The sequence below is a fragment of the Leptolyngbya sp. CALU 1928 genome, from assembly GCF_056784215.1.
Genome location: NZ_JBXBCE010000001.1, coordinates 2371258 through 2394631, shown reverse-complemented (window position 1 = coordinate 2394631; position 23374 = coordinate 2371258). Strand labels below are relative to the sequence as shown.

The window sequence follows — 23374 nt, the reverse complement described above, 5'->3', positions numbered from 1 at the left end:
TGGTGGTTTCCTCATAAAACAAGTTTATTTAGAAAATTAGTACAGTCATTTGGTAGATTTTAAAGAAGCAAGCTTTTGAAGCAGCATCAAAAGCATCAGTAGGACAGCATCAGTAGGACTGTTTGAGTAAATTAACTAGAAAAGAGTGGGCATCGACAAGAGGCATATGTCTTGGTTTGCCTTCATGAACAATTTGATATTCATCATCGTATTCACTATCACCATATCCAGAGATGAGATGACTATGAAACGCAGTCTCAGCTAATTGGTGAACGGCTTCTCTTAAATCAAAGGTAGGGGCGTTTGTATGATGCTTGCTCATAAGGTTATGACCTGCTAACAAGATATTGCTTAAGTCTAACAATTATGCTTTTCATTTCCCCCTTTTCCAAAGAACCATTTCTTTAGGCAGAGGTGTAGTGACTTGAATTAAGACAGATAAAGATTCCCACCTTAGGGTAGAGGAAAATCTACCTGTACAACGTTAGTGTAAGTACCGGACAAACATGGCATTGCATTATGGTTCTGGATCAAAATATTGAAATGGCGCGTGTGAATGCGCGCGCCTCTGATGCGTTTGATGTTTTTAATATTTGTCACTACATTGGTTCAAACCCATATTTGAAAACAGCAGCAATTGTCTTTGATGTGGCTTTGGTTACAAACAATTCGCCGCTTCCACTAGAGATGTATAAAGCTGCGGTTAGCGATCGCTACCCTCACTTGGGCATTGAATCTTATGACTCCTATGCTCATCTATTTGCACGGACTGTCGCTGAAATCAATCAGCTTGAAATGGATCTACATTTAACGCACTGGAGTTTGCAAACCTACGAGCAGCGAACCAGAATTGCTATACAGTCGTTGCATCGGCGCACCAGTCGGGCGATCGTCTACTGTGTATGGGATTGGTTTGAAGCGATCACCCGCAATCAACCCTTTCGGATGGATGACCAAATTGAATTGTTACAAAACATTTTTCGAGACTCGGTTTATGGAGGTCCTACCGTCTATGCCTTACTCAAAACGGCTTATGAGTTAAGCATTCCAGCCTTTTACCTGTGGGACGAAAGGCTGATGCAGTATGGTTATGGGCGCAAGCAGGTTAGAGGCATCGCTACGACCTTTGATCACGATAGCCATATCGATTCTGACTTTACAACAGGGAAAGATGATTGCAAGAAATTCCTTCATACACTGGGTTTTCCGGTTCCTACAGGCAGCATTGTCTATACGCTCAGTGAAGCGTTAGCCGTTACGAATCAGATTGGATATCCCGTTGCCGTGAAGCCTGTTGTTGGACATAAGGGCATTGGTGTAACGGCAGATGTGAAAGACTTTGATAGATTAGAGCGAGCTTTTGATAATGCGATCGCAGCCATACCCGAAGATCAACCTATTCGTATCATTGTCGAGAAAAGTATTGCGGGCAAAGACTTCCGCTTACTGTGCGTCAATGGCAAATTTGTCGCGGCAACCGAACGCTGTCCTGCATTTGTAATTGGCGATGGGATTTCAGCGATCAGCGAATTGATTGAGCGAGAAAATCGCACTGCGGCGCGAATTGACACTCCAACTTCACCACTCGGCAAAATAAAATACGATACCGCTATGGAGCGCTATTTGCAGGATCAAAACTTATCGCTCAATAGCGTATTAGAAGAAGATCATAAAGTTCTCTTACGAAAGGTCGCTAATCTTTCTGCAGGTGGTTTGAGCATTGATGCTACTCGACAAATTCATCCCGACAACGTGATCTTGGCACAAGATATTGCCCAATATTTCCGCCTTACTTGCCTGGGAATTGATGTGATTGCTTGCGATCTTTCAGAATCTTGGCGAGAAGGGAATTTCGGCATTATTGAAATCAATTCGGCTCCTGGTATCAACATGCATTTAAAGCCTGCTGTCGGCGAAAGTGTTAATGTGCCAGCTTATATCTTAAAAAGCTTTTTTGAAACTGGAAAAGATGCCAGAATTCCAACTATTAGCTTTAATCAGATTTCTAGAACTGAAATTCAAGAAGTTGTTGATCATATTCTACTCAAGCATCCCCACTGGACAATTGGCAGTGTTTGCCGAGGGGGGGTGTTTATTAACCGCTCTGAGAAATACTTGAATTCGGATTACAACGCCAATGTTCAAAATCTACTTCGTAATCCTAAGCTTGATTTGTTAATTGTCGAGTATTGTGAAGAGATACTTGATCGCGATGGCATGTTTTACTACGGTAGCAATATTGTTGTGTTAGATAATCCTACTAACACTGAGATGATGTTATCCCGTGATATTTTTGATGACTCAATCGTCGTAAGTCGTCAGGAAGCTGCTGTTTCAGTTCATCAGAATGGATTGATTGAGCAATATTCTCTAGGCGAGGACGAATCTTTTAGCCGAGTTTATCTAAAAGAAATCACAACACTTCTATAAAGATTTGACAATTAAATACTTTGTAATTTTTCATTAAAAATGTTTAATTGTTGCAAGTTGGCGATCAAGAAAAATCATAAAGTCTTCAACGGTGGACAGTGTTTCTAGGTCAGTGTCTTCGTTTAAATCAATCTCGAATTGGATAAAAAAGTCTTGTCGTAAAGATTCTTGCCAATCAAACCAGCAAACTAACGAGAGATGCAGATCGTCTTGTAGACGATCGTTGGGGTGCATTCTGCCACAGTCTAATCCTGAATAGTTGGGGAGGTGCTGATAAACAAAGTGCGAAACTGATTGCGTAATGTTAAGAGGTTGCCAAAACGTTTGATGCCAATCTTCCGAATTAAGCCAGGGGCGATCGCTCAGTATCCGATTCACACGCTGCCTCATCCGTAGGTCAGGGCTAAGATCGGGATAAGTTCTCAGGCTATAAAAAAAGTTTTTGAGCAAATGCCACATGTGCCAACAACACCCACGAAACTCACCGCACTTTTATGAGTATTCCCAGGGAATAGGCGAGATGCTTAAATTATCAAAGACTTTATATCCCTCATCCATCACTTCAAGCAGAAGAAAAGCTGTAAATTCAGAGGCACCAGTAGTATCCCTATAGCGATCGCGTTACTTTGAGCAGTCAAAACAGCAATCAATAGCCTCTCTATTGCAGACCCTTTAGCTTGATCGGCAATGGGCTGCGATACGGTTTTAAGGTTTGGCTCTGGATTGCCGAAGGCTATAACCCCGGCTTAACAGGCAAAATCGCCTTTGGCAACAATCCATGGACTCCTTTTTGGGGGCTGTTCACCACTTGGGTAATGTGGAAATTAACCGCCAAACTGCACAGCACATAGGCTTCTTCCGCAGGTAAGCCAATGAAGCGCTGTAAGAACTCAATCATTTGCTGGAGAGCATTTTCAAACGCGAGATCAAGCGTGTTGCCAAAGCCCATGGTGATAAAGTCGGTGGCAGTCTCGGCGATCGGCGCGGTTAATGTCAAATCTTTGCGGACGATTAGTTGCACAGTGCCATTCATCGAGGTTTCGATCGCCGTTACATCCACTTCACCATCGCCTTGCACCGCATGACCATCGCCCATAGAAAACAGCGCTCCCGGCACAAAGATCGGCAAAAATAAGCGCGATCCTGCCTGAAGTTGGCGATTGTCAATGTTGCCGCCATACAGTCCGGGGGGAATGGACGATCGCTCATCCTCAGTCGCCACACCCAAAATGCCGAAAAAAGGTTGAATCGGCAGCCGAATACCTGTGTTAGGAGGGAACTCAGCAATCCCTTGCTCCAAATCTAACGGAATGAAACGGAGGGCAGCTTGAGCGAACCGCTGGGGCAATGCTCCCCAACCAGGACGAATGGCGTTGAACCCAATCGGCAGACGGGGCGCGATCGCCTCCAGCCGAATTTCCAACACACCACCCGGTTCTGCGCCCTGGATGAAAATCGGTCCTGTCAGCAGGTGAGGTCCATTTCCGACGCGACGATCCTCTGGCAACTGATCGCATATGGTTTGAAATTCAGGAGTCAAAAATTCTGGCGGGGCTTTGGCTGCTACATGAAAACCAGAGTAGGTTTCGACGTGAACGCGATCGCCCGACTCCACCACTAAGGCAGGCTTTAGCTGCGCCGAAAATCCACCCAAATGTACCGTTTCGCACGTTGCTTGTAGCTGATGTTCGGTCATAAAATGCTTATTCACCAAAAAATTCGTCGATGTGCTGGACGTAATCCAACCCAGCGATCGCCGTCAACACGTCGCGCCATCGCACTTGATGAGTATCGCCAATCACCAGATATTGATCTTGAGTGCAGCCAATTCGACCCGGCGATCGCGATATTTGCACGGAGGGAGCAATGGTGCGAACTTCTGATAGATGTTTGTCATCGGCTGGAATGCAAAACTCATAGCTCAGCGATCGCTGGTTACCAACTGAACCCACCAAGCCAGCCGCAGAAATTTTTGAAAGATCAAAAGTAATTTTCATCACCCGATCGGAGGATAAAACTTGAGATGTGGATTGTTTAAGTGATTTACAAGCCAATAGATAAGGAGTTGCAATTAACACACTTAAAATACTGATTCGCATAAAACTAATATTCATATAAATAATAACCTTACAATTGGTATTTAAATTTACTTTTTAGGCTGAGAAAATCTAATGTCACCATTCCAGAGGACTAGCATCATTTCTCATTGTGTTTCGGTTCAACTAGGAACTTTAAATCAAGCCAAACAGCCTGAGACATTGCTCTGTCATCCAAAAAATAGTGCATTTTTTAGACCCTAAATCACCTGAAGTTTACATGTAGTAATGTAACAATATCAATTTTTGACTAAGAAATGTTGCAGCCTTTTGATCTCCTTGTTAGTGTGTGCAAGCAAGGTCATTCTGATAAACAGTTACCTCATATTTGCTTCTTGGAGGTGTCGCACCATGCTCGTCTCAACTCACTGCTCTTTACCGATTCGTTAGTCTAAGAACGGTTGAAAGAGAGTATACAATCAATCGTACAGATCCTATGAATCTGGCTTATAGATTTGATTTGTACTGTTTGCTGAACAATTTTTTCGTAGTTGTGTCACCTGTTTTAAGCACACTGGTTAGGCTAGCTCACAATAACAGGTTCCCTGAAATCAATCTGTAGAGTTCCCTAAGACTTCGCTTCGCAATCATTTTGTATTCCTATTTTGTTTCGCTGTGGGTTGATGTTGATGCTTGTTAGCAACGGCTTTAACACTAGCGATCAACCCATTGTGAAACCTCAATTTTGGAGGTTTGATTATGCATTTACAAGGCAAGACGGCTTTGATTACAGGAGCTTCTCGCGGCATTGGACGAGCGATCGCCCTGGAGTTCGCCAACCATGGAGTGCAACGCCTCCTGCTCGTAGCGCGAGATCATCAACGCTTGGTAGAGGTGGCGGCTGAAGTGAATGCCTATGGCGTGGATGCGGTGCCGATCACTGTGGATTTGACAAACCCAATTGATGTCAACATTGCGATCGCTCAAGTATGGCGCAACTATGGACCGATTGATCTATTGGTTAACTGTGCTGGAGTTGCCCACCAAAGCTCTTTCTTGCAGTCTCGCTTAACGGATGTACAGGAAGAGATATCGACAAATTTAGTGGGGCTGTACACGATCACTCGATTTGTGGCACGGCGCATGGTGAAGCAGAGGGCGGGCGCGATCGTCAATGTCTCTAGCTTGATGGGCAAAGTTGCGGCTCCGACGATGGCAACTTATTCTGCCACCAAGTTTGCCATTTTGGGCTTTACTCAAGCCTTGCGGGGTGAATTGGCAGACCACAATGTCAAGGTTACTGCATTGTTGCCTTCCTTGACCGATACCGACATGGTGCGGGATTTGCAGTGGTTTCGCTGGGTAATTCCCATGACTCCCCAACAGGTCGCCAAAGCCCTAGTAGATGGCTTAGCCAGAGATTCTCCAGAGATTCTAGTAGGCTGGCAGAGCCATCTAGCCGTGTGGGGAAACCGTCTTGCTCCTTGGATCATAGAAAAAGTGCTGCGTGTGGCTGCACCCAAACCCTACTCTGACCTACGAGAAGCCGCAGCCACTTCTCGTTAAACTCTGACCAATACAAAGGGCGATCGCTCTACATCAACATGTTGATGTAGAGCGATCGCCCTACCCTAGTTTTTATACACTAACCAATGTAGCTTGTCCTTGGGCGGCTGTAGCTAAGCTGGCTAGAATATTTGGAACCAAAGGCTTGAGATCAGCTAAGCGATTAGAGGCTGCTTGCAAAACGATTACTGCAATATCAAACTGGGGCAAATTTTGTTGAAATGATAAGTTGCGATCAACGGTGATAAAAATATCAAACTCTGCTTCAGCGAGGGTCAGAAGTTGACCATTTTTTATCCCTGCCCATCCCATTTGGGGAACTGTTTTCACCTCATAATCAGCAAACTCTTTCGCAAACTTCCGGTCAATGCACTCATCCAATAGGAGTTTCATGCTAAACAACTGCGCCAACAAGCTGTTTCCCAGCCTCTTCTAGTAAAGCAATCACTTGCGCTTTGGTTACAGTCGGAAATCCATCTAAAAAATCGTCGATCGATTCTCCTGCTTTGAGATAGTCCAAAAGTGTTTCTACAGGAACTCTAGTACCCGCAAAAACTGGGGTGCCGCCCATAACTTCAGGTGATGCGCTAATCACTAGAAAGTCTTTAAGCATTAATCTGTGCCCTTTGACCTGCGTACTTACCATAGTTTATCAATCTTCATGCAACACCCTCCATAATTCAAATATGAAATGCGGCATGCAAAATTAGCTTGAGGTCATGAAAGTCCTGACTGTAAGCCATTAGAGGAAGCTAAATCTAACCGTACACAATGAGCGATCGCGATATGTTGATGGAAAGCGACAACCTGATAGAAGGCAACCAGGTTGTCGAAACGGCTTCTCAGTGGATGCTGAATTCTACCCGAATCTGCTTCTCTGAAAGCTTTATGGGCGCAACAACTCAGCCGGGGAAACACCTTGCAAACCAGCTTCGATCGATCTCGTTTGCAAACTGGTCTGGCTGATAGAGCCACCGGTGGCAAAAATGTTGTTGTTGAGGGTTAAACTCGAACCGACTGACAGTTGGGAAACCGATCGATCATTGTTACGAATGATGCCCGTCGCGACACCGTTGGTGATAGTGGCATTGGTGGCATTCCTGAGAGTCACCGTAAAGCCTTCATCGGATTCAATTGCCGTATCTCCTTTGACGTTGAGAGTAATCATTGCAGTGGTTTGGTTGGCAGCAAAATTCACTATTCCTGTGGGCAATATAGTGCCAAAATCAGTCGCATTCGCCGGATTTGTCCCACTGCCTGTAACCGAGTATTGAACGGAACTCGCAGCACTGATGTTACCCGATCGCGTGACGTTAAACGTAAAGGGAGTCGTGCCGCTGTTACCTTCAGCGCGATCGGCGTTGATAGGGGCGATCGCGACATTTGGTGTTGTCGCATCAATCTTCCATAGCTCATTCCCAACCCCGGCTCTGCTGCCCCTCGTCAAGCTAGTACCCGTGAAGAACAACTGATCACCCAAGACAGTGAAGTTTTGCGGACTAGAAGTAAATTCATCGAAGAAGATGTCGGAAAGTACTTGAGTCCCTGCTGTCGTGCCATCACTCTCCCACACGTTGCGCCCGTTGCCAATGAACAGTTTGCCATCAAAAACAGTCAACTCCATTGGATTAACGCTACCAGCATCACCAGATGTCAAATTTTTCAGGAGTTGAGTTCCTGCCTCCGTACCATCACTAAACCAGACTTGTCGCCCATTGGTGTCATCTTGGGCACTGAAATATACCTTGCCATTGAAGACGGTCAAGTTTGCTGGATTGGACGATCCAATGAATGGATAAACGAATGGGTAAATATCCTTGACCAGTTGAGTTCCCGCCGCCGTGCCATCCGAAACCCACAGTTCTTGTCCATTCGTGCTGCTAAAGGCGCTGAAGAATAGCTTGTCATTCACGACGGTTAGATTTTGTGGAGTAGAACCATAACCTCCCGGATTAATATCCTTGAACAATTGAGTGCCTGCTGTCGTGCCATCCGTCACCCACAGTTCGTCACCAGTAAGGTCAAAATCGCCCGCAGTGAAGAACAGTCTGTTATCGAAAATGGTGAAATTACCTGGGCGAGAACTAGGTCGAAGGGAAATGTTCTTTATGATTTGCGTCCCCGCCGCCGTGCCATCTGAACTCCATACTGCTGCCCTACTGACGTTATCATCTGCGGCAAAAATTAGCTTGCCATTGAAGACGGTCATGCCCGTTGGGGCAAAACTTTGAGCGCCTGGAAAAATATCCTTGAACAGTTGAGTTCCCGCAGTCGTGCCATCGGTACTCCACAGTTCCCGCCCATTGATGCCGTCATTCGCCGTGAAAAACAGCCTCCCATTGAAAACAGTAAAGTCTGATGGATTGGAGTCAAATGCCCCCAAAGAACCACTGCCTGGAACAATATCTTTGACCAGTTGAGTCCCCGCAGTTGTGCCATCCGTCACCCACAGTTCTCGCCCAGTGCTGCCATTATCCGCCGTGAAAAACAGCTTGCCGTTGAACACAAAAAAGTCCTGTGGGCGGGAACTACCGGTAAACGAAGTGACACTACCCGGATTGATGTCTTTGACCAATTGAGTTCCCGCCGCCGTGCCATCGGAAACCCAGAGTTCCTGCCCAGAGCTACTCGTGAAGGCACTGAAAAACAGCTTGTCACCGAAGACCGCAAGATTGTCTGGAGAGGAACTTCCAAATCCAGGTACGATGTCTCTTACCAATTCGGGCAATGCAATGGCTCCATCATCGTTGCGGATGATGCCTGTGGCAGCGGCATTGGTGATAGTGGCATTGGTGGCGTTTCCTAATGTCACCGTAAAGCCTTCATCGGATTCGATCGCCCTATCACCCGTAACATCAAGGCTAATCGTTGAGATCGTTTGGTTGGCAGCAAAGTTCACTATTCCTGTGGGTAATATTGTGCCAAAATCAGTTGCATTCGCTGGATTGATCCCACTGCCTGTAACGGAATACTCAACGGAACTAGCAGCACTGATGTTGCCCGACCGAGTGACGTTAAACGTAAAGGGAGTCGTGCCGCTGTTACCTTCGGTGCGATCGGCGTTGATAGGGGCGATTCTTAAACTAGGGGGAATATCGTCATTACGAATAATGCCCGTCGCGATACCGTTGGTGATGGTGGCATTGGTGGCATTTCTGAGAGTCACCGTAAAGCCTTCGTCGAGTTCGACCGCCGTATCCCCTTTGACGTTTAGAGTAATCATTGCAGTGGTTTGGTTGGCAGCAAAATTCACTATTCCTGTGGGTAATAGGGTGCCAAAATCAGTTGCATTGGCTGGATTGATCCCACTGCCTGTAACCGAGTATTGAACAGAACTGGCAGCGCTGATGTTGCCCGATCGCGTGACATTGAACGTAAAGGGAGTATTGCCGCTGTTACCTTCAAGTTTGTTAGCACTGGTAGCACTGGTAGGGGCGATTCTTAAACTAGGGGGAATATCGTCATTACGAATAATGCCCGTCGCGATACCGTTGGTGATGGTGGCATTGGTGGCATTCCTGAGAGTCACCGTGAAGCCTTCATCGGATTCGATCGCCGTATCCCCTTTGACGTTGAGAGTGATCAGGGCGGTGGTTTGGTTGGCAGCAAAGTTCACTATTCCTGTGGGCAATAGGGTGCCAAAATCACTCGCATTGGCTGGATTGATTCCACTGCCTGTAACAGCATACTGAACGGAACTAGCAGCGCTGGTGTTGCCCGATCGCGTAACAGTGAAGGTAAAGGGAGTTGTGCCACTATTGCCTTCAAGTTTGTTTGCACTGGTCGCGACGATTCCTAAACTAGGGAGAATATCGTCATTACGAATAATGCCCATCGCGATACCGTTGGTGATGGTGGCATTGGTGGCATTTCTGAGAGTCACCGTGAAGCCTTCATCGGATTCGATCGCCGTATCCCCTTTGATGTTGAGAGTGATCAGGGCGGTGGTTTGGTTGGCAGCAAAGTTCACTATTCCTGTGGGCAATAGGGTGCCAAAATCACTCGCATTGGCTGGATTGATTCCACTGCCTGTAACAGCATACTGAACGGAACTAGCAGCGCTGGTGTTGCCCGATCGCGTAACAGTGAAGGTAAAGGGAGTCGTGCCACTATTGCCTTCAAGTTTGTTTGCACTGGTCGCGACGATTCCTAAACTAGGGAGAATATCGTCATTACGAATAATGCCCATCGCGATACCGTTGGTGATGGTGGCATTGGTGGCATTCCTGAGAGTCACCGTAAAGCCTTCATCGGATTCGATCGCTGTATCCCCTTTGACGTTGAGAGTAATAATTGCAGTGGTTTGGTTAGCCGCAAAGTTTACCGTGCCTGTGGGCAATATCGTGCCAAAGTCAGTTGCATTCGCTGGACTCACTCCACTGCCTGTAACGGCATACTGAACGGAACTGGCAGCGCTGGTGTTGCCCGATCGCGTGACGTTAAACGTAAAAGGAGTCGTGCCGCTGTTGCCTTCGGGCTTGTCGGCGTTGGTAGCGGCGATCGCTAAAAGTGTAGGTACCACTATGGGTGGCACTGGTATAGGTGTTGCTGGCTCAAGCTTCCACAGTTCACGCCCATTAATGCCGTCATCGGCACTGAAAAAAAGCTTGCCATCGAAGACGGTTAAGCCGATTGGATTGGAACTGCCACCCGGAAAAATATCTGCCACCAGTTGAGTGGGATGAGTGCCATCGGTGACCCATAGTTCTTCATCCGCGTCACCATTACTGAAAAACAGTTTGCCATCGAAGACAGCAAATTCGTCTGCATAGGAACCATTGCGACCTTGCCCCGGTACAACATCCTTGAACAGTTGAGTCCCAGCAGTAGTGCCATCAGTGATCCACAATTGCCTTCCATTAGTTCTGTCACTGGCGTTAAAAAATAGTCTCTCGTTGAAGACGGCAAAGGTGTATGGTTGAGAACCACTGACACCTGGATTAATATCTTTAAGCAGTTTAGTGCCATCAGTGGTGCCATCAGTAACCCATAGTTCATCCCCATTGATGCCATCATCAATCCTGAAAAACAGCCTGTCGTTGAAGACAGCGAAGTAGTTGTGGCGTTGCTGACATAGGGATGAATCAGGTAGGGATGGGCACATCTCCAAATATCAGGTAATGCAGTAACAAACGAATCGAATGTTTCAGCATTGGTACGGATTTAGAATAACAGAGGGTCTTCCGATGCAGGCGTGCTAAATAATTGCGTAATCGGGTGTTTTCTCCTTCCACTCGTGTCATATAAGTCTTACTGACAATCTGGTCGCCATCGGGAATAAAGCAGGGATAGACCGACCAACCGTCGGTGATGTAGAAATAACACTGCCAGGTCTCCACAATTGCCCATAACGGGGCAAAAGTCTTGGCACTGTGGTCGCCTAACACCCAACCTAAAATCCCTGGTTTGAAGTGGTCAACCGCCGTCCACAGCCAGATCTTGTTTTTTTTGAGTGGACAAAGGTTTCGAGTTCGTCCAATTCTCCCACCTCTGGAGTGGTCTGCGGGTCGTAGGCATCTGGTAGCAGTTCTCCCACCTGTCTAACCCAAGTGATCACAGTGGTGTGATGCACTCCTTTGACCCGCTCAATGGCGCGAAATCCCATGCCGTTGACATACATTTTTAAGCACTCCCGCTTGACGGCATCGCTGTACCCTCGCAAAGCAATGTAGTCGTCGATGAATTGGCGACCACAATCCACACAGATGTGATTTTGTTTACCTCTGCGATGACCGTTCTTGCGAATATGCGTAGACTTGCACTCAGGACATTGCATTCAAATTGACCTCAATCCATCCCACTATTATGCAACGCCTTTTTTTTAATGTTTCAATCACCGTCGTGCGGCTAATCTTGAGAACACGCGCAGTATCTCGTATCCCACTCCCGTTGACTGCCATATCTGCAATTTGCCGTTTCACCTCTGGTAGGTATCCACGATACCGATAGTCGCGAATAAAAGTAGAGCGAGAACATTGGGAGTTGCGACATTTGTAGCGTTGCTTGCCTTCACCCGATTGACCATGCTTGACGACATCACTACTTCCACAACTTGGACAAACAACGGGTTCAAGTACCATGGCAGAAACTTTAGGCAAACGACCTTTTTAGTTTCTCTCATTTCCACAGGTCTAGTCCACTACCCCATTTTCCTTTTTACCGACGTTGCCAATGTATTGCCGTTTGACGTAATCAGTGCTTTTTCCCTTCTTGCAATCTCCGGTTTCATCAATCAGTAATATCAATGAGCGACCACCCAGCACCTTGAGGGTTAACTCCAGTCGTTTCTGGCGTAGCTGCTGCACCTGCCAAGGAGATTCGGTCAGGAAGTGATGCAAGTTTTGTTGATTGTCTAAGCCCACTGCTTTGGCAATGGCGGGTAAGGATTTGCGTTTAATCTCGCTAACCATCCCCAAGTGCAACAGTTTGAAGGCTTCAAAGCTTCGCACTTCTGGGAATAATCCCTCATACAGTTGGCAGTATTCATCTACAAAGCGAATCGTCGGTCGAGCGGTTCTAGAGGCAGGCATGGATCATTTAATCTGGATAACCTTAACCCTATTCTAGATAATTTCTACTCAGAGTGACTAATGAGGGATATAAGTCTTACTGACAATCTGGTCGCCATCGGGAATAAAGCAGGGATAGACCGACCAACCGTCGGTGATGTAGAAATAACACTGCCAGGTCTCCACAATTGTCCATAACGGGGCAAAAGTCTTGGCACTGTGGTCGCCTAACACCCAACCTAAAATCCCTGGTTTGAAGTGGTCAACCGCCGTCCACAGCCAGATCTTGTTTTTTTTGAGTGGACAAAGGTTTCGAGTTCGTCCAATTCTCCCACCTCTGGAGTGGTCTGCGGGTCGTAGGCATCTGGTAGCAGTTCTCCCACCTGTCTAACCCAAGTGATCACAGTGGTGTGATGCACTCCTTTGACCCGCTCAATGGCGCGAAATCCCATGCCGTTGACATACATTTTTAAGCACTCCCGCTTGACGGCATCGCTGTACCCTCGCAAAGCAATGTAGTCGTCGATGAATTGGCGACCACAATCCACACAGATGTGATTTTGTTTACCTCTGCGATGACCGTTCTTGCGAATATGCGTAGACTTGCACTCAGGACATTGCATTCAAATTGACCTCAATCCATCCCACTATTATGCAACGCCGTAAGTTGTCTCTAGCTGTAGGGTTTCTGCCTAATGGACTGAAATGAGTGTTACCCGGAACAATATCTTTCACCAGTCGAGTGCCATCAGCGGTACCATCGGAAACCCACACTTCAGACCCAGTAATACCGTCATCGGCGTTGAAAAATAGTTTGCTACCAACGGCGATAAATGTATTTGGGTCGGAACCTCCGCCCAGATTGATATTCTTAAGCAGTTGAGTGCCAGCAACAGTGCCATCGCTGACCCATAGTTCCCTCCCATTGACTCCATCATCAGCGCTGAAAAACAGCTTGCCATTGACGACGGTTAAGTCTGTTGGAGGATTAACGTTTGGAAAGCCATTCAATTTAGTTTTTTTGAACAGTTGAGTGCCAGCAGCAGTGCCATCGCTGACCCATAGTTCGGTTCCATTCAAGCCGTCTCTAGCACTGAAAAATAACTTGCCATCGAAGACGGTTAAGTTAGTTGGGTAAGACGAAGTGAAGCCTGGATAGATATCTTTGAACAGTTGAGTGCCATCAGTGGTTCCATCGCTAATCCATAGCTCATTTCCATTGATACCATCATCAGCACTGAAAAACAGCTTGCCATCGAAGACGGTTAAGTTATCTGGAAAAATCTCGCTGAAGGCACCTGAGCTAGAGCCTGGAAAAATATCTTTAAGTAGTTGAGTGCCATCAGTGGTACCATCAGTGACCCATAATTCCCGCCCATTGATGCTGTCAGATGCATCGAAAACCAGCTTGCTGCCAAGAACGATGGGGTCTTTATAGATAGAAGGAAGGATAATGGGGTCTCTGATGAGGAAAGGATTGGAATCACCAACACCGGGCTTAATGTCTTTGACTAATTCAGGTAATGCAGGCACGATGAAACCTCTTAAGTACAGTTAATTGATCATTTAGCAATTGACAATTTACAGCGATCGCATTCTTAAGCAGTCAACGTTTTGAGACTAACAAGCTCAGATTCGACAGTTTTTTACTTACCGCAAAATAAATTTATACTACGGCGACTTTTAAATCTCGTTAAAGCCGTCGCTAATCTTGTTAGTGTCTTCACAATTCAGCCTCTCGAAACTGCGGTTGACCAAAGTTAAGCCGTTGGTTAATCACTTATCTGTTGGTTTTCTCAAAAATATGCAGCAACGGGCGGCGGGTGTGTTACAACGTTTTCGTTGTTGTGTTCCTGGGATGTATTGGTGTGAAGCCACGGTCATCGGGGTCGGCTCGTCATCAAGCTGCTCGGAAGAAGCCTTTGGCATCTTCTGGTCTTTCTGCTGCAAACGCTCCTCAACTGAAGCGTCGAATTGATCCATCTGGGCGATCGCCGCAGGTAAATCGACCCCGATCGCTGCGTAGGGCAAAGTCAGGGGTTTTCAAGAAAATTGCGGGCAGGTTGGCGATCGCGTTAATTCGGTTCACTGCCATCGTCTTAAAAAGCGCAGTCCAGCTTGGACACAAAAAAATTTCGGGTCAACCCGTCTGGCTGATTTCCGCCGTCGCCCTCTGTCTCAGCTTTTGGATTGGCACGGGTTTAGGGATGATGCGGGCTGGGCTTGGGCGATCGCCCACTGCCTCTGCTCAATCGGTTGCCTATAGCGAAGGCGGATTGAACAGCAACGGTAGACCCCATATTTCGCCGTTGCCCGATGCCAAAGAAGTGTGGACTTGCGATGTAGCGGTGATTGGCGGATCGCTGGGTGGAGTTGCTGCCGCTTCTCATGCGATGCAGTCGGGTGCGACCACCTGTTTGATTGAGCTAACGCCTTGGCTAGGGGGGCAAATTAGCTCACAGGGGGTCTCGGCGCTGGATGAATCCCAGGAAATGCGAGCGAGCGAAACCCTTACAGAAAGCTGGATGCACTTTAAGCGTTTGCTTGCCAAGCAAACCGTAAAATTACCAAGCTGGACGACCTTAAAGGGCGATCTCCGCGTGGATGAAATTAATAGCTGTTGGGTGGGGATCTTGTGCTTTCCACCGATCGCTGGAGCCTCCGCTTCAGAACAGCTTTTGAAAAATGCAGCCACGCGATCGCCCAACAGCCGTTGGAGTGTTTCCACAGCGTTTAAAGGGGCAGACTTTGATGCTAGCGGTCGGATTGTCACCGCTATCCATGCCGTGCGTCGCACTCCTCGCGATCCTAACTACTTACCCAAAGGGCGATTTTCAGCCGAATTGTCACAATGGTATGCCTGGAGTTCCACAGACGAGTTTGACAAAACGCCGATTCGGCTGGAAGCGCCCCCCGGCAAGACCATGATGGTGATTGATGCCACCGATACCACGGAGTTAGTCGGCTGGGCTGGCGTTCCCCATCGACTCGGCTCCGATTCGATCGCGACCACAGGAGAACGCAACGCCTCCCGCCAAGATAATCAAGACTGTACCCAGGCTTTCACATTCCCGTTTGTCTTAGCTATTCGGGATGATCAAGGCGCTGGACTCAAAACCCTAACTCAACTAGAATCTGGCTACTCCAAAGAAGAGCATCGCAAAGACTACGATTTACAAGGGTTTCCAGTGTTTACGGGGCGCAGCTTTTTTAACTATCGCCGGATTGTCAGCGTCAATCCCGGTGATCCCTACGCTACAACCCCTTCACCCGGCGATATGACTTTAGTCAACTGGAATCGTGGCAACGACTGGAAATTTATGGACCCGCCATTGATTTTGAGCGATGCCGACATTGACAAATCAGGACAGCGACAAAACTGGTTAGGCGGCTTGTCGATCGCAGCGCTGCGTCACGGGGAAAATCACGCCCTCTTATTTGCTCATTGGCTGCTAGAAAACCATGCAAAGGAGTTGCCGCTATCCTATCTGTGGGGCACAGAGTCGCCTTTGGGCACGGAGTCAGGCTTGAGTATGGTGCCCTATATTCGCGAAGGGCGGCGGATTGTGGGACGCAAGGCATACAACCAGCGCGAGTTTGCCGTGCGTGAGGCAGATTTGCGGATCGATCTCCCTGGGACGCGGGATCTCAGCCCCACAGCGATCGCCCGGATTCACTACAGCATCGATATCCACGGCTGTCGATATCGCAACTCAGAAGATGATGGCGAAGCATCCAGCGCACCCGCCCTAGAAATCAATGTGCGTCCCACTCTGATTCCAATTGAAGGCTTGATTCCGCGTGGAGTCGATAATCTGTTGATTGGCGGCAAGGGGATTGCAGTCACCCATATTGCGAACGGTATGACGCGAATTCATCAGGGCGAGTGGAGTATTGGCGCGTCGGCTGGGGCGATCGCCGGATGGCTGACAACCCGCGCTCAACCGGGGTTATTGCCCCAAGATATCGTTCCCAAAAATCTGATAGCCCAAGTGCGCGACCACATGAACCGCCAAGGGTTGGGCTTAGATTGGCATCAAACCAGCAGCCTTCACCCAGATTTTAGGAAACCGCCAAGTTCTGTGAACGAACCCCAATAGACTGCTACCGCGATCGCAAGTACTCTAAGGAGTAAGTCAATTAAACCCGGTTATGTATGCCGTACTATTCCCAACCCGACCTCATTCCAACCTTGCTTGAGGCGCTCAACAAACAAACAGTGGATCAGTTAAAGGCACTAGCGGGGTTGCTGCCAACGGGTAAAATTCCCACCCGTAAAGCCGAATTGGTCAGCTATGTGCATCAATACTTGCAGGGAGACGGGCTGAAACAACTCTGGAACCAGTGCGATCGCATTCAGCAAGCGGTGATTGCAGAAGTGGTGCATTCAGACAAGGATTATTACCAGGAAGCCCGATTTGTCAACAAGTATGGTGAGAAACCAATTTGGGGAACGGGCAATAGTTATTCCTATCACTACAAGCCTTCAATTCTGGGATTGTTGTTCTATAGCTACACCATGCCCCAGGATGTAAAAGCGCAACTGAAAGCGTTTGTGCCCCTGCCTGCCTCCACCCAGATTCAAAGTATTGAAAGCCTGCCTGCCACTTTCTCTGGCACTTCGCACGACTATGATTCCGTAACTCGTAAACGCATCGCTCGTGCGATTGAATTGCCGATGCAGTCGCAGGAAACAGAGCAATTAGCACGGCGAGATTTGCAAACCGTTTTGCGATTAGTTGATTTAGGAAAAGTGTCCATTAGCGATAAGACCTTTTATCCCACAGGTGCGACCTTAAGCGCGATCGCCGAGGTGCTAGAAGCCGGCGACTACTACAGTGAATGGACGGAAAATAAATCTCCAGCAGGTTGGAAGTACGATTATCCAATTGGTCCCATCAAACCCTTTGCCTGGGTGATGGTGTTGCAAGCAGGCAAACTGGTGGAATTAAACGGCAAGCGCTTGAGTTTGACCAAAGCCGGACAGAAAGCACTGCATGAACCCGCCGAAAAGACCTTACAAGCACTTTGGAAAAACTGGTTAAAAACTACCGTACTGGATGAATTGCGGCGGGTTGATGACATCAAAGGGCAAACGGGTAAAGGTAAGCGCAGCCTGACAGCCGTTGCTGGACGACGCAGTAAAATTGTGGATGCCCTCAAAGATTGTTCGGTGGGGCAATGGGTGAAACTGTCTGATTTCTTTCGCTACATGATCGCGGCTGGATACGATTTTGAAGTCAGTCGCCATCCAGAAAGTCTGACATTAGACGGATATGGCTCTCTATATGATGCAAACTTTTTGATTTTAGAAGCTCGTTATAGTCTTGCTTTCTTGTTTGAGTATGTCTCTACGTTAGGTTTAATTGATGTGGCATACATGCATCCTGATGATGGCACTTTCAATTTTCAAAATGATCGAAATCTTGATTACTATTATGGGTCTTGTTTAAGTCGCTACGATGGTCTAACCTATTTTCGGATTACGCCCTTAGGTGCCTATTTCTTAGGATTAAGCGATCGCTATGTGCCTACCACTCTCCCTCAAAAGCAAGTTTTACGCATTTTGCCAAACCTCGAAGTGGTCGCCTTACAACAACTCAGTCGCGCTGATCGCCTGTTCTTAGATGCTTTTTTGCAGCCTATTTCCGATGTCGTCTGGCAATTAGAGCAGGCTAAACTATTGGATGCGATCGCTCAGGGACGCAGCGTCGATGAACTGCAAAAATTCCTAACTGCAAACAGCAGCGAGGCCTTGCCCAAAACCGTCCTACAGTTTCTTGCAGACCTGCAAACTCGTACCACTAGCCTACAAATCCTCGGCTCTGCCCGATTGATTCGCTGTACCGATGCAGCACTAGCAACCCTAATTGCCAATGATTCCCGCACCAAAGCCTACTGCTTTTTGGCAGATCAACCGAAAGCGATCGCTGCCGGACAAGCCTGCTACCTCGTCGTACCGACCGAAACCGAAACCAAATTTCGCAATGCCCTAAAAAAATTAGGCTACAGTCTTCCTGGTTTGAATTAAACGCGATCGCCCCACGTTAGTTCTAGTGCTGAAAATACGCTCGAAAATATACAGAACTCTGCCCTGTATCTACATTTAAAGTTGCTTTCAGCCGCTGATTATGAACGTTAGGTGCTTAATTTATAGATTTAGATGAGGTTACCTGGATTAGCTATGACCTACGTTGCCGACAATGCGCTGATTATTCAAAGCGATCGCTCTGTGCTTTTGGAGATCCATTCCCCCCGTGCTGAGGCGGCTCGTGATGCGATCGCGCCGTTTGCCGAACTGATCAAAAGCCCGGAACATATTCACACCTATCAGATGTCGCCCCTCAGCGTTTGGAACGCACGAGCAGCGGGAATGCCTGTGACAGAGATGATTGCGGCATTGCAGGAACATGCCAAGTATCCGATGCCGGAGGCAGTGGCGCAGGAAATTGAATCCTTGGGGAGTCGCTATGGACTGACGGTGATTCAGCGGGCAGACGACGGGGATCTACTGCTGAAGATGGCAGACTTGCCCCTAGCAGAACTGCTTAGCCGCAATACAGCAGTCTCAAAGCTTTTGGGCGATCGCGCCTCAGATCTGGTCTTTCAAGTCAACGCTGCCAATCGCGGTGTGCTGAAGCAGGCATTACTGGCGGCAGGGTATCCGGCGGAGGATTTAGCAGGCTATGTAGATGGGGATGCCTTAGAAATCCAGTTGCGATCGCTGAGCCAAGCGGGTGTGCCCTTTCACCTGCGAGACTACCAGAAAGAAGCAGTTGCAGCCTTCTATCAAGCAGGACGAGTTCAGGGCGGCAGCGGCGTAATTGTGCTGCCCTGTGGAGCCGGAAAGACCCTGGTGGGGATGGCAGCCATGACCGCCGTGCAGTCCAACACACTGGTTCTTACCAGTAGTCTGACCTCCGTGCGGCAATGGCGGCGGGAATTGCTGGATAAAACTACCCTGCCAGCAGACGCGATCGCCGAATATAGCGGTGAGAGTAAGGAAACAGCCCCCGTCACCCTGGCAACCTATCAGATCCTCAGCTATCGCTCCAGCAAAGACGGGGAGTTTCCCCATTTTCAATTGTTCAGTGCGCGATCGTGGGGCTTGATTATCTACGATGAAGTGCATTTGTTACCCGCACCCATTTTTCGGATCACTGCCGAACTGCAAGCCCGTCGCCGATTGGGATTGACTGCTACCCTAATTCGCGAAGATGGCAAGGAAGGTGATGTTTTCGCGCTGATTGGTCCCAAACGCTACGATGTGCCGTGGCGCGAACTGGAGGGACAGGGGTTTATTGCCGCTGCCGAATGTACTGAAATTCGCGTGCCGCAAGATACAGAGCGCCAGATGGAATACGCCCTAGCCGAAAAACGACATCAATTCCGCATTGCCGCCGAGAATCCGCGCAAGTATGAGGTTGTGCAATCTCTATTACATCAACAAGCAGGACATCGCATTCTGATCATTGGTGAATATCTCGATCAACTAAAGCAAATTGCAGAAATCACCGGACTCCCGGTTGTGACCGGGAAAACCACGCAGCCAGAGCGCGATCGCCTGTATGAAGAATTTCGATCGGGCAAGATCACCGGACTGATTCTGTCGCGAGTCGGCAACTTTGCTCTAGATCTGCCCGACGCAGATGTGCTGATTCAAGTATCAGGTAAATATGGCTCTCGGCAGGAAGAGGCACAGCGATTAGGTCGAGTGCTGCGACCGAAAGCGGATGGGGGCAGCGCCCAATTCTACAGCTTAGTCTCTCTGCGAACCTGTGAAGAAGACTTTGCCCGCCATCGCCAACTATTTCTGGCAGAACAAGGCTACAGCTACCGGATTGAAATTGTCGATGATTAATCAGTGCTGAAACAGAAAATAGGGTAGACGAAACGGTTGCAGATTTAAGGAATTATGCCGTAGGCAATGCCGAATTATTTGAGCCATTGGCGGTAAGCAAGGGAGCCGCGATCGCGCTATTTTTCTGAAGTACAGTGCGATCGCCCAATTTGAGCGCATGGTAGCGTTATCCCATACCTATAAATATCTATAGTAGGGGCAGTGCCTTTCAGGGATGAGCGGATATGAATCAGTATTTTGCAACGGTGGCACGGGGATTGGAAGCGATCGCTGCCCAAGAATTAGAGCAGCTAGGCGCTGATACAGTGCAGCCCGGATTTTGCGGAGTCAGCTTTGCGGGCGATCGCGCCTTGCTCTATCGCGTTAATCTGTGGGCAAGATTGCCGTTCCGCATCTTGGTCAAGCTGCATGAGTTTCCCTGTGCCGATGCAACTACGCTATATCGAGGCATTCAGGCGATCAACTGGTCGGAGCATCTCACCCCCGATCGGACGCTGGCAGTAACGGCTACGGGCAAAACAGATCAGCTTAACCACACGCATTTTACGGCGCTACAAGTCAAGAATGCGATCGTCGATCAGCAGCAGGAAACCCTGGGCGATCGCTCGAATGTCGATATCAAAGAGCCAGATGTGCGGATCAATGTGCATCTCAATCGTGAGGTCTGTACCGTTAGCCTCGACAGTTCTGGAAATAGTCTGCACCGTCGAGGTTACCGTCCTGCGGTGGGAGCCGCCCCGCTGAAGGAATCTTTGGCGGCAGCGTTGATTCAGCTTTCCGGCTGGCAGCCAGAGCAGGCATTTTGTGATCCGCTGTGTGGGTCTGGCACTTTACCGCTAGAAGCCAGTTTGAAGGCACTCAACATTGCGCCGGGACTGTTTCGCGATCGCTTTGGGTTTGAAACTTGGTCGGATTTTGATTCATCTCTATTGGAGCAATTGATCCAAGAGGCTGAGGATAGCCAAAAAGACAGTCTGACCGCGCCAATTTGGGGCAGCGATCGCAATCAGGACGTGATTGAACAGGCAATCTCTAATGCCAAAAATTGCGGCGTATCGGATCAGGTTTTGTTCTCTCAAAGCGAACTGTCTGATGTTGTTGCTCCCGCAGACAGCGGCGTTCTATTGTGCAATCCACCCTATGGCGAACGGCTCAGCGCTCCTGATTTGGGCGCATTTTATAGACAGTTGGGCGATGTGCTGAAACAGCGGTTTAAAGGCTGGACGGCGTTTGTGCTGAGCGGCAACAAAGAACTTGGGCAGGCGATCGGGCTAAAGTCGTCCCAGCGAATTCCTGTCTACAATGGCTCACTGCCCTGTCAATTGATGAAATATGAGTTGTACTGATGGAAGGGTAACAGGCACGGTATTTACGGTTTCTCTATTTACGGTTTCTCTGGCTCTACTGCTTTTGAGCGATCGCCCCTTGGCTCACCTCTCTGGCTTTGATGCCATTCTTGCGCTTGCTGTCGGATTTCTGCCAGTTCTGTCTGGGGCATTTTGTCGAGGTTTGCCAAAATAAAACTCATGCGACCTTGAGATCGAAGGGCTTCACGGTGGCGATCGAGAAAATTCCAGTAAAAGAAGTTGAATGGGCAAGCATTCTCTCCCACGCGAACTTTAGGATTGTAGACACACTTGCCGCAATAGTCGCTCATTTTATTGATGTAATTTGCGGAAGCCGCATAGGGCTTGGATGCCAGCATTCCACCATCCGCAAACAATCCCATGCCAATCACATTGGTTTGCATCACCCAGTCATAGGCATCAATAAACGCTGAGTGGAACCAATCTTCTACCGCTTGAGGATTCAGTCCTGAAATCAAAGCAAAGTTGCTTAAAATCATCAGTCGTTGAATGTGATGGGCATAGCCTATCTGCTCCACTTGTTTGAGCGTCTGATGCAGACAATTCATGTCAGTTTTTTCGGCATCCCAAAAAAACTCTGGCAGGGGATGAACATGTTCAAACCAGTTTTTGGCAAAGTAATCATCGCTAACATGGCGATATAGCCCATACATATATTCGCGCCATCCGCAAACTTGCCGAATAAAGCCCTCAACACTGTTAAGGCTAAGGTTGTTTTCGTAAAAAGCGCGTTCAGCCGCCGCAACCACTTCGCCAGGGTGCAGCAATCCCAGGTTGAGATAGGGCGATAAGAGTGCGTGCCACATGGTTTCCTCTCCTGTCACCATGGCATCTTGATAAGGTCCAAAGTTAGGCAGGCGAGTTTGGATGAAATGATCGAGAACCTGTAGGGCTTGCGAGCGGGTGACTCCCCAGTGAAACGTTGCTACTGTGCCATGAGTGGAAAAGGGGAGCGCGTTGACTTGCTGAATTACGCCTTGGGTGATTTCATCCGGTTCAAACCAGAGCGGTTCTGGTGTATCCAGTTTGCCTTTGGGTGGTTTGCGATTTTCTTTGTCAAAGTTCCAGGTGCCACCAACGGGTTGCTTACCTTCCATCAAAATGCCAAAGCGACGGCGACCTTCTCGATAAAAGTCTTCCATCAGTAAACGCTTGCGGTTGGTTGCCCATGCATCAAATTCATGGGTACTCCAAAGATAGTGGTTGGTGGGAATGAGTGCGATCGCGCAGGGAAGCTCAAGGGACTGAATTAGAGAGGCGAAGGGGCGATCGCTCGGCTCCATTACCCGCAATTCGGTAATCTGATGCTCCTCTATCCAGTGGCGTAGGGGTGTTTCAAAGTCGTGAGCCTGTTCATAGTAGGCAACTGACCAATCATCTTGTTTTAGCTGATGGGCAAAATGGCGCATCGCCGACCAAACCAACACCAGTTTTTGCTTGTGATAAGGGCGCTGCTGCCCATGCTGAAGGGATTCGATCAAAATCACTGGCGTGTGCGATTTCTGTTCTACGCAACTTTTCAGCGCCGCTTGATCTGACCACAGTTGATCGCCCAGAATCCAAATGCCAATCGTCATAAAGAGAGAGATGAGAGGTGAACTAGGG

17 protein-coding genes and 3 pseudogenes are annotated in these 23374 nt (G+C 48.2%); 6 read left to right on the top strand and 14 right to left on the bottom strand.

Annotation, left to right across the window (positions count from 1 at the left end; translation table 11 throughout):
• Positions 1 to 109: 109 nt before the first annotated feature.
• The gene (locus tag AC1S5B_RS11120) at positions 110 to 322 is read right to left on the bottom strand and encodes a hypothetical protein (RefSeq protein WP_482035742.1); all 213 of its coding nucleotides are present in this window, start codon (positions 320 to 322) and stop codon (positions 110 to 112) included.
• A gap of 197 nt (positions 323 to 519) precedes the next feature.
• Here AC1S5B_RS11120 and AC1S5B_RS11115 point away from each other — a divergent pair, with 197 nt between their 5' ends.
• Positions 520 to 2430 carry an ATP-binding protein gene (locus AC1S5B_RS11115; RefSeq protein ID WP_482035741.1) on the top strand — a complete coding sequence of 637 codons (1911 nt, stop codon included), beginning with the start codon at positions 520 to 522 and terminating at the stop codon, positions 2428 to 2430.
• Between the two features lie 33 nt (positions 2431 to 2463).
• Here AC1S5B_RS11115 and AC1S5B_RS11110 read toward each other — a convergent pair whose 3' ends face one another.
• From AC1S5B_RS11110 to AC1S5B_RS11100, 3 genes are all read right to left on the bottom strand, one after another.
• A complete protein-coding gene (locus tag AC1S5B_RS11110) occupies positions 2464 to 2889 on the bottom strand; it encodes a hypothetical protein (RefSeq protein ID WP_482035740.1) in 426 nt (141 codons plus the stop codon).
• Positions 2890 to 3163: 274 nt separating this feature from the next.
• A complete protein-coding gene (locus AC1S5B_RS11105; protein WP_482035739.1) occupies positions 3164 to 4126 on the bottom strand; it encodes an acetamidase/formamidase family protein in 963 nt (320 codons plus the stop codon).
• Positions 4127 to 4133: 7 nt separating this feature from the next.
• Positions 4134 to 4427 carry a hypothetical protein gene (locus AC1S5B_RS11100; RefSeq protein WP_482035738.1) on the bottom strand — a complete coding sequence of 98 codons (294 nt, stop codon included), beginning with the start codon at positions 4425 to 4427 and terminating at the stop codon, positions 4134 to 4136.
• 798 nt (positions 4428 to 5225) lie between these two features.
• Here AC1S5B_RS11100 and AC1S5B_RS11095 point away from each other — a divergent pair.
• Positions 5226 to 6032 (top strand): SDR family NAD(P)-dependent oxidoreductase, encoded by an 807-nt coding sequence (locus AC1S5B_RS11095; RefSeq protein WP_482035737.1) that lies wholly within the window; start codon positions 5226 to 5228, stop codon positions 6030 to 6032.
• A 72-nt stretch (positions 6033 to 6104) separates the two neighbouring features.
• Here AC1S5B_RS11095 and AC1S5B_RS11090 read toward each other — a convergent pair whose 3' ends face one another.
• The 8 genes and pseudogenes from AC1S5B_RS11090 to AC1S5B_RS11055 form a co-directional block, all read right to left on the bottom strand.
• A complete protein-coding gene (locus tag AC1S5B_RS11090; RefSeq protein ID WP_482035736.1) occupies positions 6105 to 6425 on the bottom strand; it encodes a DUF5615 family PIN-like protein in 321 nt (106 codons plus the stop codon).
• Between the two features lies 1 nt (position 6426).
• Positions 6427 to 6678 carry a DUF433 domain-containing protein gene (locus AC1S5B_RS11085; RefSeq protein WP_482035735.1) on the bottom strand — a complete coding sequence of 84 codons (252 nt, stop codon included), beginning with the start codon at positions 6676 to 6678 and terminating at the stop codon, positions 6427 to 6429.
• 240 nt (positions 6679 to 6918) lie between these two features.
• Positions 6919 to 11136, bottom strand: coding sequence for an ELWxxDGT repeat protein (locus tag AC1S5B_RS11080; RefSeq protein WP_482035734.1), 4218 nt, complete (start codon positions 11134 to 11136; stop codon positions 6919 to 6921).
• Positions 11117 to 11808, bottom strand: a protein-coding gene (locus tag AC1S5B_RS11075) for an IS1 family transposase (protein WP_482035733.1) whose coding sequence is annotated in 2 segments (ribosomal slippage) — positions 11117 to 11487 and positions 11487 to 11808 — 693 coding nt in all. Because the reading frame shifts where the segments join, the coding sequence is not laid out codon by codon here. The genes AC1S5B_RS11080 and AC1S5B_RS11075 overlap by 20 nt, the downstream gene beginning before the upstream one ends.
• 34 nt (positions 11809 to 11842) lie before the next feature.
• Positions 11843 to 12112 (bottom strand): annotated as a pseudogene (locus AC1S5B_RS11070) (IS1-like element transposase); the annotation flags it as partial.
• 57 nt (positions 12113 to 12169) lie between these two features.
• Positions 12170 to 12562, bottom strand: a pseudogene (locus AC1S5B_RS11065) (transposase); the annotation flags it as partial.
• A 66-nt stretch (positions 12563 to 12628) separates the two neighbouring features.
• A pseudogene (locus AC1S5B_RS11060) lies at positions 12629 to 13164 on the bottom strand (IS1 family transposase); the annotation flags it as partial.
• Positions 13151 to 14074 carry an ELWxxDGT repeat protein gene (locus tag AC1S5B_RS11055; RefSeq protein ID WP_482035732.1) on the bottom strand — a complete coding sequence of 308 codons (924 nt, stop codon included), beginning with the start codon at positions 14072 to 14074 and terminating at the stop codon, positions 13151 to 13153. The pseudogene AC1S5B_RS11060 and the gene AC1S5B_RS11055, both read right to left, overlap by 14 nt.
• A gap of 335 nt (positions 14075 to 14409) precedes the next feature.
• Here AC1S5B_RS11055 and AC1S5B_RS11050 point away from each other — a divergent pair, with 335 nt between their 5' ends.
• The 3 genes from AC1S5B_RS11050 (at position 14410) to AC1S5B_RS11040 (ending at position 20402) form a co-directional block, all read left to right on the top strand.
• The gene (locus AC1S5B_RS11050; protein WP_482035731.1) at positions 14410 to 16641 is read left to right on the top strand and encodes an FAD-dependent oxidoreductase; all 2232 of its coding nucleotides are present in this window, start codon (positions 14410 to 14412) and stop codon (positions 16639 to 16641) included.
• A 56-nt stretch (positions 16642 to 16697) separates the two neighbouring features.
• Complete coding sequence (locus tag AC1S5B_RS11045; RefSeq protein ID WP_482035730.1) at positions 16698 to 18572, top strand: helicase-associated domain-containing protein; 1875 nt, start codon at positions 16698 to 16700, stop codon at positions 18570 to 18572.
• Between the two features lie 153 nt (positions 18573 to 18725).
• Positions 18726 to 20402 (top strand): DNA repair helicase XPB, encoded by a 1677-nt coding sequence (locus AC1S5B_RS11040; protein WP_482035729.1) that lies wholly within the window; start codon positions 18726 to 18728, stop codon positions 20400 to 20402.
• On the opposite strand, the gene AC1S5B_RS11035 is transcribed toward AC1S5B_RS11040, so the two are convergent.
• The gene (locus tag AC1S5B_RS11035; protein WP_482035728.1) at positions 20403 to 20561 is read right to left on the bottom strand and encodes a hypothetical protein; all 159 of its coding nucleotides are present in this window, start codon (positions 20559 to 20561) and stop codon (positions 20403 to 20405) included.
• 65 nt (positions 20562 to 20626) lie between these two features.
• On the opposite strand from AC1S5B_RS11035, the gene AC1S5B_RS11030 reads away from it, so the two are divergent.
• Positions 20627 to 21748 (top strand): THUMP domain-containing class I SAM-dependent RNA methyltransferase, encoded by a 1122-nt coding sequence (locus AC1S5B_RS11030; protein ID WP_482035727.1) that lies wholly within the window; start codon positions 20627 to 20629, stop codon positions 21746 to 21748.
• Between the two features lie 38 nt (positions 21749 to 21786).
• Here AC1S5B_RS11030 and AC1S5B_RS11025 read toward each other — a convergent pair whose 3' ends face one another.
• Complete coding sequence (locus AC1S5B_RS11025) at positions 21787 to 23346, bottom strand: cryptochrome/photolyase family protein (protein ID WP_482035726.1); 1560 nt, start codon at positions 23344 to 23346, stop codon at positions 21787 to 21789.
• Between the last annotated feature and the right edge of the window lie 28 nt (positions 23347 to 23374).

Coding starts and splice junctions, on each gene's coding strand:
- AC1S5B_RS11090 (WP_482035736.1), bottom strand. CDS start 6,425: ATGAAACTCCTATTGGATGAGTGCATTGACCGGAAGTTTGCGAAAGAG.
- AC1S5B_RS11085 (WP_482035735.1), bottom strand. CDS start 6,678: ATGGTAAGTACGCAGGTCAAAGGGCACAGATTAATGCTTAAAGACTTT.
- AC1S5B_RS11030 (WP_482035727.1), top strand. CDS start 20,627: ATGAATCAGTATTTTGCAACGGTGGCACGGGGATTGGAAGCGATCGCT.
- AC1S5B_RS11100 (WP_482035738.1), bottom strand. CDS start 4,427: ATGAAAATTACTTTTGATCTTTCAAAAATTTCTGCGGCTGGCTTGGTG.
- AC1S5B_RS11115 (WP_482035741.1), top strand. CDS start 520: ATGGTTCTGGATCAAAATATTGAAATGGCGCGTGTGAATGCGCGCGCC.
- AC1S5B_RS11105 (WP_482035739.1), bottom strand. CDS start 4,126: ATGACCGAACATCAGCTACAAGCAACGTGCGAAACGGTACATTTGGGT.
- AC1S5B_RS11120 (WP_482035742.1), bottom strand. CDS start 322: ATGAGCAAGCATCATACAAACGCCCCTACCTTTGATTTAAGAGAAGCC.
- AC1S5B_RS11080 (WP_482035734.1), bottom strand. CDS start 11,136: ATGTGCCCATCCCTACCTGATTCATCCCTATGTCAGCAACGCCACAAC.
- AC1S5B_RS11045 (WP_482035730.1), top strand. CDS start 16,698: ATGCCGTACTATTCCCAACCCGACCTCATTCCAACCTTGCTTGAGGCG.
- AC1S5B_RS11095 (WP_482035737.1), top strand. CDS start 5,226: ATGCATTTACAAGGCAAGACGGCTTTGATTACAGGAGCTTCTCGCGGC.
- AC1S5B_RS11040 (WP_482035729.1), top strand. CDS start 18,726: ATGACCTACGTTGCCGACAATGCGCTGATTATTCAAAGCGATCGCTCT.
- AC1S5B_RS11035 (WP_482035728.1), bottom strand. CDS start 20,561: ATGCGCTCAAATTGGGCGATCGCACTGTACTTCAGAAAAATAGCGCGA.
- AC1S5B_RS11110 (WP_482035740.1), bottom strand. CDS start 2,889: ATGTGGCATTTGCTCAAAAACTTTTTTTATAGCCTGAGAACTTATCCC.
- AC1S5B_RS11025 (WP_482035726.1), bottom strand. CDS start 23,346: ATGACGATTGGCATTTGGATTCTGGGCGATCAACTGTGGTCAGATCAA.